Annotated in this window: 1 protein-coding gene and 1 pseudogene; both read left to right on the plus strand. The window is 46.8% G+C overall.

Going from position 1 to position 909, the window contains the following annotated elements:
• The first annotated feature begins 330 nt into the window (after nucleotides 1-330).
• Nucleotides 331-615: a DUF3127 domain-containing protein gene (locus CIK99_RS14765; RefSeq protein ID WP_094381308.1), complete on the plus strand. Its 285-nt coding sequence runs from the start codon at nucleotides 331-333 to the stop codon at nucleotides 613-615.
• 74 nt (nucleotides 616-689) lie between these two features.
• A pseudogene (locus tag CIK99_RS14770) lies at nucleotides 690-909 on the plus strand (hypothetical protein); the annotation flags it as partial.

Consider the following 909-nt stretch of genomic DNA (forward strand, 5'->3'; position numbering starts at 1 on the left):
TCAATTAACCCCTCGTTGACTCTCATGGGAGCAACTGGCACGGTACTGGCACTGGTTATGGCAGTGGTCAGTACAGTGCCGGTTGCTCTTATTTTTTTGCCTTACCTTTGCACCGTCAATCAGAAAATGACACATCTGGTTGGCGGTGATCTTTGACTTATTGGAACAATATAAACGAAAACGGGAACGAAAACGAAAACGAAAACGAAAACGAAAACGAAAACGGGAACGAAAATGGGAACGAAGACGGCGAAGACGGCGAAGGCAGCGGTTTTGCTACGATTTTTTTAAAACAATAAACATTTACAAACATTTTAAACATTTAAGATTATGAAGACAATAGGAAGAATTGAGAAGTGGGGACAGGTGACCCAGTTGCAAGGTAAGAACGGCACGATGACGAAGTGCGAGGTGGTGATCAAGGACATCGGCGGCGATTATGCCGACACGTATGTAGCCACCGTGTGGGGCGAAGAGGCGAAGAAAAACATCGCCAAGGGCACGCCAGTGGCGGCGAAACTCCGTTTCTTCACACACGAACACGAGGGACGCACATACCAGGACATCGTGGCGGATGAGATCATTTCGTTGGCGGCAAAGGAGGTGGTGTTTTAGTTGACCGGCGATTTTGCCGTCGCTAATACAACCCTTTTTTTTTTTTCTTTAAACGTATAAACATTTGAATTATTATGACGAAAAAAACTGAAACGGCTGTGAGCTTCTTTGGCGAAGCTACCGCTATTGGCGAGGGAGAATTCAGATTCGACCCACAGCTAAAGAATATGAATTCTGTAAAGAGCTTTCGCCGTGCTGGAACGGCGACGATGCTCGACGATGGCAGCTTCGGATTTGTTGCTAAGCACAAGAAGCCGAAGACGACGACCATTCTACGGCGGACTATACACGCCA

Source organism: Prevotella sp. P5-92 (assembly GCF_002251245.1).
GTDB lineage: Bacteria > Bacteroidota > Bacteroidia > Bacteroidales > Bacteroidaceae > Prevotella.

Coding starts and splice junctions, on each gene's coding strand:
- CIK99_RS14765 (WP_094381308.1), top strand. CDS start 331: ATGAAGACAATAGGAAGAATTGAGAAGTGGGGACAGGTGACCCAGTTG.